General features: G+C 41.7%; 11 protein-coding genes and 1 pseudogene. 2 read left to right on the forward strand and 10 right to left on the reverse strand.

The features are described from left to right. Positions 1-260: 260 nt before the first annotated feature. The 8 genes from CI959_RS21500 to CI959_RS07525 all read right to left on the reverse strand — a co-directional run bounded on the left by CI959_RS21500 (position 261) and on the right by CI959_RS07525 (position 11,880). Entirely contained in the window at positions 261-413 is a 153-nt protein-coding gene (locus tag CI959_RS21500; RefSeq protein ID WP_154396539.1) for a hypothetical protein, read from the reverse strand. Positions 414-422: 9 nt separating this feature from the next. Then, positions 423-779, reverse strand: coding sequence for a hypothetical protein (locus CI959_RS07495; RefSeq protein ID WP_005860312.1), 357 nt, complete (start codon positions 777-779; stop codon positions 423-425). A gap of 68 nt (positions 780-847) precedes the next feature. Beyond that, positions 848-1,225: a barstar family protein gene (locus CI959_RS07500; protein ID WP_005860314.1), complete on the reverse strand. Its 378-nt coding sequence runs from the start codon at positions 1,223-1,225 to the stop codon at positions 848-850. A gap of 69 nt (positions 1,226-1,294) precedes the next feature. Then, the gene (locus CI959_RS07505; protein WP_057317229.1) at positions 1,295-7,465 is read right to left on the reverse strand and encodes an RHS repeat-associated core domain-containing protein; all 6,171 of its coding nucleotides are present in this window, start codon (positions 7,463-7,465) and stop codon (positions 1,295-1,297) included. 28 nt (positions 7,466-7,493) lie between these two features. Further along, a complete protein-coding gene (locus CI959_RS07510) occupies positions 7,494-7,880 on the reverse strand; it encodes a hypothetical protein (protein ID WP_008778959.1) in 387 nt (128 codons plus the stop codon). Between the two features lie 47 nt (positions 7,881-7,927). Next, positions 7,928-8,965: a tail fiber domain-containing protein gene (locus CI959_RS07515; protein WP_227211263.1), complete on the reverse strand. Its 1,038-nt coding sequence runs from the start codon at positions 8,963-8,965 to the stop codon at positions 7,928-7,930. A 177-nt stretch (positions 8,966-9,142) separates the two neighbouring features. Continuing rightward, on the reverse strand, positions 9,143-10,081 hold the full coding sequence (locus tag CI959_RS07520) for a glycosyltransferase family 2 protein (protein ID WP_057317228.1): 939 nt from the start codon (positions 10,079-10,081) through the stop codon (positions 9,143-9,145). A gap of 134 nt (positions 10,082-10,215) precedes the next feature. Beyond that, complete coding sequence (locus CI959_RS07525) at positions 10,216-11,880, reverse strand: tetratricopeptide repeat protein (protein ID WP_255223113.1); 1,665 nt, start codon at positions 11,878-11,880, stop codon at positions 10,216-10,218. A 665-nt stretch (positions 11,881-12,545) separates the two neighbouring features. Here CI959_RS07525 and CI959_RS07530 point away from each other — a divergent pair. Beyond that, positions 12,546-13,922 (forward strand): MATE family efflux transporter, encoded by a 1,377-nt coding sequence (locus CI959_RS07530; protein WP_005863698.1) that lies wholly within the window; start codon positions 12,546-12,548, stop codon positions 13,920-13,922. Positions 13,923-13,966: 44 nt separating this feature from the next. Here CI959_RS07530 and CI959_RS07535 read toward each other — a convergent pair whose 3' ends face one another. Further along, entirely contained in the window at positions 13,967-15,634 is a 1,668-nt protein-coding gene (locus tag CI959_RS07535) for a RagB/SusD family nutrient uptake outer membrane protein (RefSeq protein ID WP_036616454.1), read from the reverse strand. A gap of 16 nt (positions 15,635-15,650) precedes the next feature. Beyond that, a pseudogene (locus CI959_RS07540) lies at positions 15,651-17,156 on the reverse strand (TonB-dependent receptor); the annotation flags it as partial. On the opposite strand from CI959_RS07540, the gene CI959_RS07545 reads away from it, so the two are divergent. After that, positions 17,142-17,348 (forward strand): hypothetical protein, encoded by a 207-nt coding sequence (locus CI959_RS07545; protein WP_009016546.1) that lies wholly within the window; start codon positions 17,142-17,144, stop codon positions 17,346-17,348. The pseudogene CI959_RS07540 and the gene CI959_RS07545 sit on opposite strands and share 15 nt — an antisense overlap. The last annotated feature ends 39 nt before the right edge of the window (positions 17,349-17,387 follow it).

Here is a 17,387-nt window from a genome sequence, read left to right on the forward strand (position 1 = left end):
TCTCCCTCTATTTAGCCTGTTTTCATACTAGAAGTATGCTTTATACCTTTAAGGATATGATCATCCATAATCAAAAGCCACACCTAAAGTACCAACCCTAGACAGGACTACCCAGAATACCCAAGCCATAATTCTTCATACTCATGAGATGAACTCGATATCAGTACATATACAAAAACTCAAACAAAAAATAGGCTGTCTCATTTTCCATCACGAAACAGCCTATTTTTAAATAAACCCCTTCTTATTACCGCTTAAAATCAAGAGAATAACTCTGCATACATTTTGAGGTAGCGCTCCCGAAATTGCAACGCTATGCCTTTTCCCATCGCTCCGGCGCAATTACAACCATGAGCGTAACTGCGAACTCCATTCAGATTGAATATATCACCTTGCTTTATAAAATTAACCATAAATCACATCTATCTAATTTTCTCCAACACTCCATCATCAAATCCTACAGTTATATACTTAGTATGTAATAACCAAGCACTAACCTTCTCCAATGAAATAATGTCCAATAAGATCGTAATTACCTCATTTAAGAACTTATCCGGATCCACATCAACACCTTCAATATTTAGATACTTATCGACCGGCTCATAATCAACATCACAAGCCCAATCATCATCGTCCACATCATAACTTTCAGAGCCTATCAAATAAACACAATATCCATTTTCAGACTCAAAAATACCAAAATTCAGTGCTACTATATTTTCTGGTATCACTTCATTATGGCTTAATTCCAAAAGCCAGTCTTCTATCTGTTTCTTCATAGCATTTATTCTTTTAAAAATACTTCAAACATATAAAGCACATTCGATAAATTAAGTTAACACAAAATTTATTTCATTAAATCAACGACATCCATTATTCGTTTTTTATCTTTCTCTGAAAAAATAAAACATACAGAATGATCATTAAAACCAGCCCAAAATGAAAGAGTTATTTTAATTATTTTCAAATACATTCTTAAGTCATACTCATCTAACAATGATAAATCTTCATGTATTATTACAATATCATTATTAGATATCCAGTCAAAATCCCTATAAACTTCACAAAGAGCATCCCAATTTTCTCCAAAATAATTAGGAAACACTAGAGCTTTTGATAAGTTAAGGAATAAATCCATTTTGTCTCGTACTTTATATACATATCCAATAAATGTATCCTCCACTAGATACATTCTAGGATACTTTACAAAAAATATATTCTCCATCTAATAGTAGTTTTAGAATACAAATGAAAGAATAATATTATATATTCACATACTTATAACGAACTTTTTTCAAAATTTGATTTGAATCATTGTTCCATAATGATCTGGAGTAAACCACATCTTACTTCCTCCTGTGATAACTCTCATAGGCCCTGCTCCTCTTGTCAAACCAGGCGTAGGATGAACATACTCTTTATAAACACCATTTGATAAATTTGGCAACTTTCCTTCATTATTATAATAGATCGCCCCATCATGACGAAACGTAAACAACTTTCCAGACCGTATTCTATCAATAGTCGGTTGTAAATCATGAGTTACCCCATCTGGAGTTGTCACAAAACGAGTCGTACCCGAAGATTGACTAGAAGAAGCGACCTGAGATGATGTCTCTACCGGATTTAATTTAGGGGTATTACTAATATCCGGTTGCGTCACATTTAGCCCACTTCCTGGAGCCTCCATCAACCTCATCTCCGGTGCCGGTCTTGTTGCCGTGTTCTTGAACGAGAAGATTGTCCGTCCGAATTTAACGTCCTTACCTGTCCAGAAGTTATTACCTTTCAAGGCAGCAACCGTACCGTTTCCGATTCCACCTGTCAAGGCTCCACCCAGAATACCCAAACCATAATCCTTCAAGCTCATAAACTGATCCCCGAAATACAACGAGTTACCCGCACTTTGGACCGGCATCATCACCGCTGTACTCGCCGAACCTGCGGCGGCTCCAGCCAGAAAGCCTCCGATTCCCCCGGCGGCACCTCCGGCGGCGGCAAAGGCCAATCCCCCCGTAGCAGCACCTAAACCTCCGGCGGCGGCTCCAATACCAAATGCGGCAAATCCATCTTTGAAACTATGAAGTTGACCCGATACAGCCTTATAGATCAAATTTGCTGTTCCTCCGATAACCGCACCTATTATAATATGGATAAACTCTCCATCCTCGTCCACATACCTCAACGGGTTGTTCATGGCATAGCTGTAACGATTGAAGTTCTGGGACAAGTCCGGCATCTGGACAAACGGATCAGGAGCGAGGAAACGACCCAGAGCCGGGTCATACAGGCGAGCGTTCATATTTACCAAGCCAAACTCCTTAAGATGCTCATGGCCACTGTAGCCACGACCAAGGAACAATTCTACCTCCTGCCCCGAAGGGATGTAAACGTGACTGGATGAGTTACGTTGGCGACCCCATGCGTCAAAATTATAACTCGCGTATTTCGTCCCTGCCTCCGTGATGATATCCGTGATACTTCCCAGATAATCACGACCTATATAATAAAGTTTCCAGCTATTCGTATGATCCTTCACCAATACCGCCGAAGCGTCGTAGTAATTCTCTCCCGCCAAATACAACTTCTCCTTATTACCCGAGGGAGTCTCATCGATCTCATAGCAATCCCCCAAATAATAGCGGGTCAACAAACGGCTACCCCCTTTAGCCACCTGCATCTTCACACGCTGCTGATTGCCGTTATAGGTAAACGAGGCCACGTTACCATCTTGCGTAATAGCGTTCGGACGCTTGAAAGAGGTATAGCTAATAACCTGTGTGGCGGAAGACATAATACCATTTGCCACGCTAGAGGAAGATATGGCGTAAGGCTTGCCACTTGTATTATATGCGAATGTACCACTGACATCCCCTTTGGTTAAGATATTTCCTTTCGCATCATAAGTTGCCATAAGCCCTTTGTAGGAAGTCAGACGATTAAGATTATCATAAGAGAATTTCTCTTCTTGGGATACATTAATGTCTTTCCGGTAAGTCAAGTTCCGTTTAACAGGATCAAAAACATACTCCATATTCTGGAGGAATGTGGTCACCCCTGTTTTCTGTATCTTCCTGGAAGTAGGGAATCCATAACTGTCATATCCATAGGTACGAGATAAGGCACCGGAGCGTACCTCGGTAGGTAACCCCATGTCATTCTCTTTCGTGAGCTTAAATATGGATGTTTGGTTATTCAGCTTGGTCTCAACTAAATGACCATTCGCATAATTATAATTCTCGGTTGTCAAAACTCCGGATTGAGACGTATACTTAATAGAGCTTACATTTCCTCCGTTATAGGTATAATCCTTTCGTAAATATTTATTGTCTACCGCCGTCTCTGTCTGGCTCGACAGACGACCCAACGCATCATATACATAATCAATGGAAGTTCCGACAGAAGAAGAGACCTTCGTCAACTCATCGTAGCCATTATAAGTATATGTAGTCGTAAACTCTGGTAAAGTCGCCGTTTTAAGGCGATTATACGTATCATACGTGTAATTGATAACCTTATTATTTGCGTTCGTCTCTTTCAATAGGTTGCCGGATGCGTCATAAGCATAAGTTGTCGTACCAGAGCTAGGATCGCCCAAGCTAGTCCGACGGCCGAAACCATCATAACCAAATGAAGTAGTCACGTTACCCGGTGCGACGATAGAAGAAGGTTGTCCATCCGGACGCAGATTATAGGTAATCGTTCCTGCTGGGTCTACCACAGATATAAGATTGCCCAACGCATCATACGTCCGCTTGACAGAGATTCCATCCTCCACCGTTGTTATACTATTGCCGCTATAACCATGAGTCGTTTTTCTTCCGGAAGGTTCCGATATAGCGGTTAAGCGATCATACGTATCATAACTATAGATATTCCAAGCCGTAGCCGAACTACCGGCAAACGGACGAGAGACTTTTTGCACCCTTCCATAACTATCATAAATTTTATCCGTTTTTAGAAAACTGCCATTAAAACGAGTCTCGGCCGTTCTTACCTCTCTATTCAACGCATCATATACACTTTTAGTAGTAGGTTTACCCGTCACAGAACGGGTTATGGCATACAAAGCGTTTGTCCCTTCCTCCGACCATCCGTAAGATACAGTAGCGGTAGTATTATCAGGGAACGTGACACTTGTCTCCCGACCAAATGGATCATACGTATGCGCCGTAGACTTTCCCCGGTGGTCCTTCTCAGAAGACATACGCCCCTCCGTATTATAAGAAAACTCATTTGCAAGTCCTAATGGGTTTGTCACCTTTTTCAATCGACCGTTCGTATCATAAGCATATTCGGTCTTCAGCCCTTTATCCGAACCATACAAGAATAGCGTCTCTTTTGTGATATTACCCGGAGTATCATAAACATACTCGTAAGTTTTCGCTTTATTTCCATTCTTATAGAACACCTTGCTATTCGCATAGCCGTTCGTATGCGAAGGAATATTCATTCGCTCGGTATAAGTACTGCTATTACGAGTAGTAGTCACGCTCTGATCGGTCAAGAAACCAATAAGATATCCACTCTCTGCCGTATTGTTATAAAATGTGTTCGCCTTTTTTACCGTAATACCCCCAGTGTAAGTGATAGTCTCTTGCGTCGCATTTCCATAAGTATCATATACAAAAGCGGTAGTAGCCGTAATACCCTTAAGCAAGTCCTGCTCTGTCTTATTGCTTAAACGTATCTTGACCGTTTTATTGGCTTGAACATTAACGGCAAAATTATAGGTCAATTTCGCCTCAGGTGAAACCTCACTCTTCAATACGCCATATTTATAAGGATCAAAATATTGCTCCGTAAGCTGCCCTTTCAAATTCGTACGGAATATACTCTCAAATCCCCTAAACCCCAATCCTTGGCGGTGAATAACACCACCTCGGTACGTGAAAGTGAAATTATCAACCCGGCTACCTTTCATATAAGTACTGGAAAAGGCTATGACAGGAATAGACTCTTGAATGTCCACATACGGGAAAACAGCGTTCGCACCCTTAGCATAAGTACCGGAAGATATGGCCTCCTCATTCATCAACAGGTATGTGTTCTTTTCGACCACTCCCAAACTATTCGCCATACCCGTGGCCAAAACGCCTTTATTGTCATTCCTCTTGAATGAATATTTTGTAACCACTCCATTCTTCAAGCTGACCAATTGACTAAAATAATTATGACTGTTTATATTAGTCGGGATCAAGATTGATTTCGATGTATAATTTTGGGCACATTCAACCGAACCCACGTTATTTTTCTTAGCGAGGTAAGTGAAGAAACCGGAGCTATGATACCGGATCAAGTCTGTCATACCATCCCCGTTTACATCTTGTAGCAAAAAGCCATCCGTAGAAATCCCCGAGTTTTGAGTACCGGCAAACGTGGATTTATAAAATTGTCCATCTCCCATCGAGTTATAAGCGGCCCACGTATAGACTGGATCCTTTTTTTTCGGAGATACCAGCAAATCCATAAGCCCATCTCCGTTGATCTCCCCCAGCAACAGCGAGCGATCTTTTAGATCCACCTTTTTTAATCCGGTATAAGTAGAGACTTTTCGGCCCGTCCAAGTACTACCGGAAACATCAAAAGTATATATATTTATCCCGGAGTCATTAATAAGAGCGATGTCACTTTTCCCGTCTCCATCATAATCTAATACCAGAAGTCTATCTGTTTTCTGAAATGCGTCCTCAGGATCAGGCTGCTCCGTGCCTACAAAATTAACGTTATAGGGAAACAAGTAACTCTGATATAAGACCTTACCACTTTCCAAATCAAATATATAGCATTTAGAGGTCTTACTGGTCTCTCCAAAAGGATGATGGCAAGAGACCGCTAGTACTTCCTGTTTTCCATCCCCATTGAAATCCCCTGTATAATAAAACTTAGGATGTATGCTCTTTGCCCCATCCGCATCGGTCAATACGGTCGGGAAATTAAAAGTCCGTGTATATTTAGATACCAATCCCACAGTCAAACTGGCCCTATATACACGGAAAGTCACTTGATCATTATCACCGGAAACGCCATTGTTTACTTTTATGATATGCTCTTCTTGCTTTCCCTCCAAATCCGCACAAAAGATATCGATAAAATTAGCTCCGGTCGTAAGATTGGGCATGGGGGAAGCGTACTCGCTATTCAATCCGGCATAAAGATAGATTTTCTCTTCTCCGGTGAATTTATTGTCATATCTATTCTGGGAATGCTGAAAAGCCGTCGAATGTCTGTAATGCTCCCAATAGGGATTCTCATTAGGCAAAGAGATCAAACCATCTGCCCCCGACGCATAATCATACCTTCCTTTCACTACCTTGATACGAGCAGGATCCGTTGATTCATACCAATTATATAGCTGTGTGACAGAACCATTATCATAAGACCCATCTGTTATGCCTTCTCCATAGTAAAGCTTTATAGGGTTCAGAGATTGCCCGGAGGCGGAATAATCTATCTGGCTTAAAACTGAGCTATTGTTCTGGTTTTTATAGCTCAAGCTATACGTACAAAGCGCAGTAGAGCCTAATTTACTGATGATTTTAGCCAGCAAGTAGCTTTCCCCTGTCTTAAGCCCTCCTATAAAAGAGACCAAGGGGTCCGGTCGTGAGGCTTGATACTGAAATTCCACAGAGGCACCATTATAAGCAACTTTTGTCAATCTGTAATGGTTTTCTTGCTCGACATAAGTATATAGGATCTGATTATTTCGCAAGTCAGACAAAGAAACTATCGGATAAAAGATCTTATTGCTTGTATTTGAGGCATATCCAAATATGCCCTTGGTTCCATTAGGATAAAATACCTCAAAATATTTCACGACATCGCCGGACAAAAAAGCTTTTACTTTTATATTGCCTTGCTCGGACTCATAATTAATAGTTGTCGCATTCTCTGAGATCTTTATAAGACGCATCCCGTCTAACACGAACGCATCCGCTTTCGTACGTAAAGCTCCTTGGGGCTTACCATCATAATAAATATTCCTACTCGTACGCATGATCGATTGCACACCGCCAATACCCCATCCAATACCAACGATGCCATTTCCTTGCTGGCTATTATAAGCCAATGATAATTGGGGTTCAAATCCATTTATACCCGGATAAACCTGTATGGGAACCGTATAGGTTTTAGCTCCAGTCGGGGAAACACCTGTTTGTATCGGTATCTCTCCTACAGCTTTCGATTTATCTATTGTAACTGTAGTCGGAACGTAAGTATTATCAGATATGGCTTTAGGAACAAAAGCCTGAGGTTGCTGTGAAAACCTTTCCGGATTTTCTGCAGTTTTCGCTATAACCGGAGGATATAAAGCCTTCAATAAAGAATCCTCATAAGCCTTGTAATCACTTTCCTTCCAATCGAAAAATTGATTATTCTCAGCAACTCCTTGGGCACATAAATAAGAAGATGGGGACATAAACATGATAAATATCCCTATCGTATATAAATATATTAATTTCATCTATAAGTATACTTAAATTATATTTTGATCAATCCTCCTCTTGGTCTACGGGAACGGCCTCCAAAGATGAAGCCATCGCACTAAATTGCCGTGTTGTTCTATTTCCTGACGCATCATAAGTATAAGTAAATATCATTTGTTGGGATTGCCTAATATTCAAAATTCCGCCAGACTTTACCTCAAAAGGCCCATTAATCGTAATTTGCGCCGGAGCGGAAAGAGATAAATTACCATTACTTGCCACGGTTACATTTTGGACAGCCAACGTATTACAGCCCAAAACTGATACACTTGATGAAACTGTCTGATTTGTATAAGTACTCACACAGCTTCTCGTGTCAACCTCTTGTGATGATAACGGGGAAAATAAGCAAGTCAAAACGATACATGTAAAAAAGACGATTCTCTCTTTCATATCAAAGAATTTATGATTCTGTTATTTCTATTTTTAATTCCTTGAGATTACAGACTTACATACTTCTTCAAAGTATCCGCTTTCTTCCCATCCACAAAAAGAGTATAAATAAACGTTCCATAACCAAGTTCCGAACGGCTTACTTCTACCACATTACTACTTCCATTATCCAACTTAATAACTTTCACGGGTTTACCTGTGACATCAAATATCTGTAGACTAGCAGACACAAACGTCGCCGGTAAGGTATAAGAGACAGAAGCACCTTCCCTATTATATAATTTTGCGCCATCCAGAGCACTTATATTACTTGTGGAAGTCGTGTTCGAACGTAATTGAGATTGTACCTCCGGCGATAGTAGAGCTTGCAAATTATCAATCACCTCATTCTGTTGTTGGATCGTTTGTTGCATCTCCTTGATACTTTCTACGATAAGCGGAATAAAACCTATATAATCTATAGACATCATCCCGTTTTCATCCGTTTGTACAAGTTCGGGTAATACCTTTTGTATGTCTTGAGCCAAAAAACCAATTCGTTTACGACTAGCCTCCGCTGCCTCTCTTCGATCTATCTCTGCTTGGATTTGTTTGTCTCTATTTATCTTTGCGATAGTAGCGGCATCCATAATCTCCTCTGAATCGGAGGAACTTCCCGATATCCCATTATCCAATGTGGCAGAGAACTTAGACTCATCCTGCTCCCTATTCTCCTCAAGTGTAGAGAGGTTGTATGAATAAGAGACCCCATTCACTTGCTCTAAAAGAGCTAATGGATTTTGCAGCGACTCTACATTTTCCTTCAAGCGAGCGTCTGAAGTTATATTCACTCCATTCACACGAAGATTCGTATTGAACACGAAATTAGTATTACTAGCCGGATTGTAATACGCCACGACATTGTTAGCATAACCATTTGTAGTCATATAAATACCCAATTTCCCATGCAACCAAAGTTGATCCGTATCCGTGGTTCCATATTCTCCAGCAAACACATTCCAACCTTGATTCGCATATTGTCCAAAATCACCAAATGTTAATTTCGAACCTGCGCGTGCATCCCCTATCCGACCATATATCTGCATAGAGGTTACATTTCCTAAGTCCTCATTATTGTCTTTTAAAAGGCCTGCTTGTACTCGTCCATTTGAAAGAACCCGGAGTTGAGCATTTGCGTTTGATACTAAACTAATTAAAATTAAGAAAGAAAAAAGTCTTGTTGTTTTCATATAAGTTGTTCTAAAATATAAATAGATAAACATTCAAATAATACTTCTAAGGAACCCTGTACCATATCCAAACAATTGCGTAAAAGAGGCTATTACGGATAGCGATCCTACACGTAAATCACATTTATTGCGGAACATTGCGTCTACAAACAATAAAAGGGCATAAATAATAAGAGGCACCAGAAACAAGCGGAAAAAGAATGAACTGATAACCAATAGACAGACTGAAAACGTGAATAATGCCGGTAAGCAATGTACCAATTTCAATGAGCCGGGATGTTTCCGGTTCAACGCGATCCGGGCCTCCCCCGAATGACGCACCTGACGGAAGAACTGCATGAGATCCGTCCGCCTTTTATGATAAACCCATGCCGAAGGAAATAGCCGGGTCCGATAACCAGCCTCCATGATCCGTATGCTAAAATCAATGTCCTCACCATATCGCATGCCGGAAAAACCGCCCAGACGCTCATATACATCCCGCCTTATTCCCATATTAAAACTACGGGGATAAAATTTATCCAACTTTTTCTTCCCGCCGCGGATACCACCGGTCGTCAGGAATGAGGTCATGGCGTAATTGATCGCCTTCTGGATCGGGGAAAACGAGGCATGCGCCTTATCCGGACCACCGAACGCATCCACCGGATAATGATTCAACGAGTCGTGTATATGCTCAAGCCATGTAGTTGGCAATACCACATCCGAATCTAGTATTAACAAATACTCGCCACGCACTTGCCTAGCGCCATGATTACGCGCCATACCCGGGCCGGAGTTCGAAATCACATAATAATGAAGATCCAACCGCCCTTGGTATCGCCCAACAATCTCTTTCGCTGGTATCTCCGAACCATCCTCCACCACGATAACCTCAAAATGGACATAGGTTTGCTTGCAAAGGCTTGATAACAGATCATCAAGCTCATCCGGCCTGTTATAAACAGGAATAATAATGGAGTATAAACGCATATCTTTTGTATAAAAGTCTAGTACAAATGTAGACTCATTTTCATACATAGTCAAGGAACACACATGGACAAATCAAGACCAGATAGCACTGATAATCAATAAATTAAAAACACGCATATGGACATCCCCTGTTTTTAGTACTCTTTGAGATATTGATCTAGCAAGAAGCTTACGTCGGAAGGCATTCGTTTGCTTTTTTTGATTCGCTGTTTGATTCGCTGTTTCTGTTTGGATACAGACTCGGGGAGAGAGTTAGCAAAAACAGCTATTTGGGAAGAACTGAACCCCATCTTGATTAAACAGCAATATCGCTTATCTAATTCAGAGAAATCGGGGAAATCTTTCTCTAACCGTGTATAGAACTGATGGTATTGCAAGTTTGTCCAGTTTATGATTAATGACCAATCTGCATCCTTCAGATATCTAGGATGCTCTTTTAGGTCTTTCAATTTATCGAAATAAGGCAATTGCTCATCTAGTTTCTTATATGAGGATTTCAGTAGCTCTTCATATTTCTCTATCTCTTTATGGGACTCCGCATTTTGATCCAATAAACTTTTATTCTCTGAAACAATCTCATCGATTTCCTGCTGTTTATTATTTAACGTGGCGATCAATTGCTCATTTTCCTTTATACGATTCTCATTCTCTTTTATCGATTCCTTGTAAATTCGTATTTGCTCTCTAGCATGCGCTAAAGATTTTTCCTTCCGCAATACACGATATTGATAGACGATTATAAGAATCAACAGAACCGCAGTGACAAACAAGCCGATTATCTCTTGATTCGTTTTTTCTAGTTTTAGCTGGTTATTTATGTTCAACAATCTCTCATGATCATACCGAGCCTGAATTTCAGCCAATTCTCCAGCATGATTTATTACCTGTAGCGAATCTGAGTAAATAAGATATTGGTTATTATATTCTATGGCCTCCTTGTAAAGTTTTTGTTCTACACATATATAATATAACACCTCATAGGCTTCATTTAGCGTATATAAATTGTCTGTTTCTAACGATTTCTGAAAGTAAACCTTTGCAGAGTCTAGTTGCCCCAAACTCCAAAAAGCACTACCTATCTTGTAATATACTTGAGGAAGCTTATGTAAGGAAGATATTTGTAAACATAAGTCAAGCTCTTTTCTAGTGTAATGTAAAGCTTTTTCTCCTTGACTTAATTTATTATAAACAACGCCTAGCTCTCCCATAGCCATAGCTTCGAGCTCTATATTACCTAACCTTTGAGCATTATCTAATGATTTACCAAAATAGAACAAGGCACTATCCATTTCATTTTTATGCACATAAGTTCTTCCCAGCTCCGATAGAGCATAAGATATCCGTTCTCCATTTCCTGATCGTAATGCGTATTGATAAGCATCCTTTAATTGTACCAACGATTCTTCATAAAGATCTTGATAACGATACGTATTTCCTAATGATTGGCAAATCAGATAAGTAAAAAGCGGCTCATCCAACTTTGTCATCATTTCTTTAGATTTTAGAAAGAAAGGCATCGCTTCCGTTATTTTTTTCTGATCCTTCAATAACTGTCCCTTATAATAATACGTTTGCGCCATTCTTTTCAAATTTCCCTCCTTCTCGAAATAATCCATCGCATCTTGAACCAACTTATCCGAGGAAGGGATATTCAACGAATCCGGAAGGCGTTTACCATATACCTTATCCCGGGCTTGTGCCAACAATAGTGCCCAAGTAGCATAGTTCTTTCCGCTTGAAAGTGATGATTGAGGCATAGAACGTAATATAGATAGAGCGCTATCCGGATGCTCCCACATAACAGATTCCGCACGAGATAATTCCGCAGGTAATGGTTTTTCTTGGCGCATACAAGAAAAAAGGGTAGCGAAAAGTAGCAAAGTCAGTCCTAGTGTTCTCTTCATTTAGATTACAGTTTACAACTTAAACGCAAGTTATAAAATTTATTTTATAAATACCACTAAAATATTTGTTTTTCAATAGTGATTTTGAGATACAATCAGCCAGTAGGGAGATGCGGCACACTACGTATCTACTAGTTGTATTATGTATTTAAAATATTAGCATATAAGCATTTGCAGTTTTTATGGTAAAAAACAAAAGTTTATCAAGCAGAAAACTTTTGTTTCCCTATATAGAAACTAAAGTTTCTTCAGCACGAAACTTTTGTTTTCCCTAATAGAAACTACTTTTACATATATAGGCACTACGACACACGAACCTAAACGATAATTTGGTTTCTTGCGTTTTCTATCAAAACATGGTAGATAAAGAATGATAATTGTAGATATTTTCTATCTACAACCACTATATAAGATGTTTATTTATAAGGCATATAAGAAGGAATTGTAGATGTGGTAGATATTAAGTGTTTTTTATTAACTGGTAATTTATGGAACTCGATTATATAATCCAACAAGTTCTTGTAACTTTGCAGCCATTTTAATTGAAATCCCGATTGAATATGAAGAACAAATACGAGGCTAGGCTAGGTACGGAACGTATGCTACCGCTGGTTTTCAAAATGGCGCTTCCGGCGGTAGCGGCCCAATTTGTCAACTTACTTTATAATATCGTAGATCGTATCTATATCGGGCATATTCCCGAGATCGGGACAAACGCTTTGGCCGGTATAGGGGTGACCACCTCCATCGTGATCTTGATCTCTTCTTTCTCCGCTATCGTGGGAGCGGGCGGTTCGCCGTTAGCGGCTATCGCTCTCGGACAGGGCGACCGGGAACGGGCCGGAAAAATAGTGGGAAATGGATTTATATTGCTTATCCTATTTACTATATTCACTTCCCTCATCACCTATACCTTCATGGAACCGATCCTGCTTTTTACAGGAGCATCAAAATATACGTTAGGATATGCGGTGGATTATCTCTCTATTTATTTACTGGGCACTCTGTTTGTCGAGATATCCACGGGCTTGAATGCCTTTATCAACGCACAAGGGCGTCCGTCTATCGCTATGTGCTCGGTTTTGATCGGGGCTTTATTGAATATCGTATTAGACCCTATCTTCATTTTCTGGTTGGATATGGGGGTAAAAGGCGCCGCGCTCGCCACGATCCTATCGCAAGCTTGCAGTGCCATATGGGTATTGAGCTTCCTTTTCTCAAGACGTGCCTCCTTGCCTTTGGAAAGGCGGTATATGAGACTGGACCGAAGAATCGTACTCTCGATGTTCGCTTTGGGAATTTCTCCGTTCATCATGGCCAGCACGGAGAGTCTGGTGGGTTTCGTCTTGAATAGTAGTTTGAAAAATTTTGGTGATATCTATGTGAGCGCATTGGCTATCTTACAGAGTGCCATGCAATTCGCTAGCGTACCGCTGACCGGTTTCGCCCAAGGATTCGTACCGATCATAAGCTATAATTACGGACATGGAGACAAACAGCGGGTGAAAGATTGTTTTCGTATCGTGCTAATCGTTATGTTCTCTTTCAACTTGATACTCATGCTATTCATGATCTTATTCCCCTCAACCGTAGCCTCCGCTTTTACAAGCGACGAGGAGTTGATCGATACCGTCCGTTGGGTCATGCCCATCTTCTTGGCGGGTATGACGATTTTTGGCTTACAACGAGCTTGCCAGAATATGTTCGTAGCGTTGGGACAAGCTAAGATATCTATCTTTATCGCCTTGCTTCGTAAAGTAATCCTCTTGATTCCTTTGGCATTACTATTACCTCATTTTATGGGGGTAACCGGCGTATATGCGGCAGAAGCCGTATCGGATGCCACGGCCGCTATTTGCTGTACGTTGTTATTTATATGGAAATTCCCGAAGATACTAGGGAAAATCAAGCAAAAAGAAGAAAGGGCTGCCCAATAACGGACAGCCCCCTGATAAAGCCTTAAAGATTAAAATGAATCGTATTAATATCCCGGATTCTGTGTCAAGTTAGGATTCAGGCTAAGGATATCGGCATAGATGGAGAATACCGTTGTATATCCCGTCTTATCCTCTTGATAATCCAGTGAGCTGGCGGAATGTTTCACGCCTACATAGCGGTCTACCGTAGCCTCGGTAAACTTGCCGAAACGGATCAAATCCTGCCGGCGTACGCCTTCCCACGCTAATTCAAGCATACGCTCGTCTAATAGCGTATCCAGCGTTACGTTTTGTAGCGGTTTGGCGCCTACACGGTTGCGAACTTGGTTCACCTCATCGTCTCCATTCTGTCCCAAACGAATCTTGGCTTCCGCCTTCATCAGCAACGCATCGGCGAAACGGAAGATCACGCAGTCATTTCCATGCAAGTTTCCACCATCCTGAGCATTCTGGTCGAACTCATATTTAGCCATACGAGCTCCGGCGGTCTTCACCAACAAACCATCGGAGGCATCCATATATACCTTCGGGGCGTTCGGCTCATATTTCAAAGGAACTTTCTGTCCGTCCCATTCCGTATAGATCGTCTTTCCGTCCGGGCCGGTCACCTCGCCCGTAAAATAAGTAAGCTTACAACGAGGATCCTCATCCGCCGTACCGAACTTAAATACGTTCATCGCCTTCACCGTAGCGCAAGAGCCATTCCATCCGGATTGGCCGTAAGCGGTTGCATGATCATAATGGCGGGTACGTACCAAATTGTAGTCCTTAGCGTCCGGATAAGCGACCGGGTCCATAGGAACCGTGAAAATATTCTCAACCGAGGTCTCGTTCGCTACGGCGAAATTCTCCGAGAAGTTTCCCTGCAATTTATAGCCCAAAGCCTCCAGCTTATCCACATAAGCGATCGTAGCTTCCCAAGCGTTCATCTCTTTACCGTCAACGGTAAACTTGATGTTCTTTCCAGCCGGACGATTGCCGTCCGTCCAATTGTCGTCCGCATAAACCTCCGCATTCAACGCCAACTTAGCCAAGATCATATAAGCCACCGGCTTGGTAATACGCCCGTAATACTCGCCCTTTTGGTTACTGCGGTTATCTGAAAGATAAGGCAACGCCTCCTCCAACTCCGAACGGACAAAGTTAAATACAACGCTACGCTCAGATTGCTTTACCTCAGACATCGGTGTCGTAGAGGAAGTTACCAACGGAACACGAGCGAACAAATCCAACAACTCATAATAGAAAAACGCACGGACCGCACGGACCTCTTCCAGATAAACCTTGAAATATTCCACGTCCGGTTGTTCCTCGGCAAAGGCTTGCAACTTATCAACACTCTGGTTGCATTTTCCGATCTGCTCATACAAGAAATCCCAAGAGTTCTTGGTCAAATCATTCATCGTGCCCCAACGGTGTAAGAAAATATTCTGCCATAAACCGCCATCTTCCCAGTCGCCGATACGACAAGGGAGCATAGCCTCATCGCTGGAGAAGGTATTCAAGTCATATACATGACGGTCGTTACCCATGATCTTAAACATATTATTGTACAAGCTCGCAACCGTGTTTACATAGACCAACGTAGGGCTTTGGAACGCGGTCTCCTCATCAAACGCGTCTGTAGGACGCTCTTCCAAAAAATTAGAACAGGAAGAAAATGCCGCGGCGGCAGCGGCTATCATAAAGCTATATATAAATTTCTTTTTCATGACTCTTTAAATGGATTTAGAAGTTAACACTCAAACCTAATGAATACGTACGGGATAACGGATAGAAACGTTTGTTATCCATACCTAGGTCATTATTATCTTTATCGACCGTCGTACTGTTAATCATCGGAGACAAACCGGAGTAACCCGTGATCGTAGCTACGTTGTTCACCGAGAATGTCACACGGATATTCTTCACGTATTTCTCGATCTTTTTGCAATCGATGTTGTAACCCAACGTAATATAATCGATATTCAAATAATTACCCTTTTCCAACCAATAATCAGAGATCGACTGGTCGTAGATCTTGCTTTCCGGAGCCTTAGCCAATGCGTTGTATGTAGGGAACTGGCTCAAGTTCATATAAGCTAGCGATGTACCGTTGAAGATCTTATGACCGAAAGCGCCGTTCATCTGCGTCATCAAGTCAAAGCGTTTGTAGCGGAAGCTGAAGTTCATTCCCAGATAATATTTCGGCATGGCTTGTCCGGCGATATAACGGTCGCCACCATCATTGGTATCCAAACCCTCTTTTCCATCGATCGTCTGATCCAAGTTGTAGATATAGCGGCCTTCGATAGCGTTTCCATTCTCATCCAAAGCCGGAGTCAAGCCCAAGCAACGAGGAATGTAGAACACTCCGACAGGATAGCCTACCATCTGATAAACCACACGGTTGTTTCCTACGAAACCGGCACCACTCATACTGGACAGATCCATATATTGTTTCGCCTGCAACTCTTGTCCCATATAAGAACCGCTCAAGGAGTTCAATTTATTCTTCTGGTAAGAGAAATTCACGCCCATGTTGAAATCGAAATCCTTTGTCTTCACGATACCACCGCTTACAGCCAATTCCACGCCGGAGTTGGTCATCTCTCCCAAGTTCGCCAATAATTCCGGATATACGAACGGAGGAACCGGAACCGCGTATTTATACAACAGATCCGTAGTCTTGGAAGTATACCAATCGGCAGTCAACGTAAAGCGGCCATCGAGGATACCGGCGTCCACACCCACATCGAATGTCTTTTTCACCTCCCAACGCAAGTCCGGGTTCGAGTTACGTGTAAAGCCATAGGTAGCGGTAGAATTTCCATTGACGGAAGTCACACCGTTCGGGCTCATCAAAGCCAACGAGTTATAAGCCTCGATAGCATCTTGGTTACCGGTCAGACCATAACCCGCACGTAGTTTCAACTGGCTCAGCCAATCCACGTCTTTCAAGAAAGCCTCCTCATTCAACACCCAAGCGGCGGAAGCGGAAGGGAAGAAGCCCCATTTATTATTCATACCCAATTTAGAGGAACCGTCCGCACGTAAGTTCACGGTGGCGATAAAACGGTTGTCATACATATAATTGAAACGACCCATGAATGAGGCCAGACGATTCTCGTTTTGGAAAGAAGTCACGTCTCCGTATTTCACTGTACCACCCGCTTTCAGGTTGTTATAACCGAAGTAATCCGTCTCAAAGCCACGGGCACCGGCGCTAAATCCCGTATAATGATATTTTTGTCCCCTCTCCCAGACAATAAATGGATTCAATCGTTACGCTGCTATTTCTCGGTAAATAATGTATTTACACTTACCGGATATACCGGAGGCGATCCCGCTAATATCAACGTGAATGGCGTAGAACCCGGTATCGAGACCACTTCCATCTATCCTGTAGCCCGTACCTTCACGTTGGGATTATCCGTCCAATTCTAAAGACCTCCACTGCAAGCCGGGTTGCAGTAACACAACCCG

The sequence above is a fragment of the Parabacteroides sp. AT13 genome (genome assembly GCF_002272965.1).
Taxonomy (GTDB): Bacteria; Bacteroidota; Bacteroidia; order Bacteroidales; family Tannerellaceae; genus Parabacteroides; species Parabacteroides distasonis.

What these genes read in the sequence shown, in the direction of transcription:
- CI959_RS07515 (WP_227211263.1), bottom strand. Translation starts at nt 8,965, where the DNA reads ATGCAGATATATGGTCGGATAGGGGATGCACGCGCAGGTTCGAAATTA.
- CI959_RS07520 (WP_057317228.1), bottom strand. Translation starts at nt 10,081, where the DNA reads ATGCGTTTATACTCCATTATTATTCCTGTTTATAACAGGCCGGATGAG.
- CI959_RS07505 (WP_057317229.1), bottom strand. Translation starts at nt 7,465, where the DNA reads ATGAAATTAATATATTTATATACGATAGGGATATTTATCATGTTTATG.
- CI959_RS07525 (WP_255223113.1), bottom strand. Translation starts at nt 11,880, where the DNA reads ATGTGGGAGCATCCGGATAGCGCTCTATCTATATTACGTTCTATGCCT.
- CI959_RS07535 (WP_036616454.1), bottom strand. Translation starts at nt 15,634, where the DNA reads ATGAAAAAGAAATTTATATATAGCTTTATGATAGCCGCTGCCGCCGCG.
- CI959_RS21500 (WP_154396539.1), bottom strand. Translation starts at nt 413, where the DNA reads ATGGTTAATTTTATAAAGCAAGGTGATATATTCAATCTGAATGGAGTT.
- CI959_RS07530 (WP_005863698.1), top strand. Translation starts at nt 12,546, where the DNA reads ATGAAGAACAAATACGAGGCTAGGCTAGGTACGGAACGTATGCTACCG.
- CI959_RS07545 (WP_009016546.1), top strand. Translation starts at nt 17,142, where the DNA reads ATGATATTTTTGTCCCCTCTCCCAGACAATAAATGGATTCAATCGTTA.
- CI959_RS07510 (WP_008778959.1), bottom strand. Translation starts at nt 7,880, where the DNA reads ATGAAAGAGAGAATCGTCTTTTTTACATGTATCGTTTTGACTTGCTTA.
- CI959_RS07500 (WP_005860314.1), bottom strand. Translation starts at nt 1,225, where the DNA reads ATGGAGAATATATTTTTTGTAAAGTATCCTAGAATGTATCTAGTGGAG.
- CI959_RS07495 (WP_005860312.1), bottom strand. Translation starts at nt 779, where the DNA reads ATGAAGAAACAGATAGAAGACTGGCTTTTGGAATTAAGCCATAATGAA.